The sequence below is a fragment of the Variovorax sp. GW460-12-1-14-LB1 genome, from assembly GCF_059423605.1.
Genome location: NZ_JBWKYF010000168.1, coordinates 1 through 911, shown reverse-complemented (window position 1 = coordinate 911; position 911 = coordinate 1). Strand labels below are relative to the sequence as shown.

1 pseudogene is annotated in these 911 nt (G+C 62.0%); it reads right to left on the bottom strand.

What is annotated here, in order from left to right:
• Window positions 1–250 precede the first annotated feature (250 nt).
• Window positions 251–811: pseudogene (locus tag AC07Y4_RS32950) on the bottom strand (DUF6708 domain-containing protein); the annotation flags it as partial.
• Between the last annotated feature and the right edge of the window lie 100 nt (window positions 812–911).

Genomic DNA, 911 nt, shown 5'->3' with positions numbered 1-911 from the left:
GGCGAAGGGAGTAGATGCGGGGCCGGCTACGGGGCTGGGGCTCTGGCGGGATGCGGCGGGAAAGTGCCGTCGACGCCCAGAATCGATCGGAGCTGGGGCGGCGGGCCTGGTCGCAAGTTCCGGTCGGTATCGGAGCGCAGGCTGACCTCGTTGATCGGCCGTCCGATCGCGCCTTCAATCTCCTTCGGCCAATCGACTTTCTGCGCTGTCCACACTGTCAGGCCGTTGAAGAACGGCTATACCAGATAGATCAAACCTCTGGTGGTGGGCCGGGGCGCAGCCTGCGGTAGGTGTCGGCGCGAAGGTCAAGCTCGTTGATCAATCGACCGATGGCTTGCTTGATCTCTTCGGGCCACTCGACCTTCTGTGCGGTCCAGACGGTCAAGCGGTTGAAGAACAACCACAGCATGTACAGCGGCACTGTGACAGGCATGCTGATGTACTTGAGTAAGGTCTTCCAAGGCTGCTCTTTCCAGCGCCGCCCCGGCTGGTCAAGAAAAGGGACGACCGCACCGAAGTCGCTCCAGGGCACATACGCACCCGTGTTTGACACCGGAGGGAACTCACCCTGCACCAGCGGCGCAGCGCCTTGCTCCATGTAGCGGCGGATGTACTCCCACAGGGCTGGCACGAAGTCGACGCTGGCAAAGGTGAAGCTGTCGACGATGGTTGGGTCGTCCGCGCTCTTGCGCACGAGGAAGACGAGGTGGTGCACGCGGCTGGCCGTGGCTGTGCTGGCTTGTAGCGTGGTGTGATGCTCGGCGTCGACCAGATCCCAGTCGTAAGCAACAAGGCTGGAGTTTCGAGGGCCGAAGAAGCGCCAGCGGCGGGCACCTGGGCTGCTGCCGGTTTCAAAGACACCTTGTTAAGGTGTGAAATGAAACCGGAGGTGGTTCATGGGAACGAGAAGG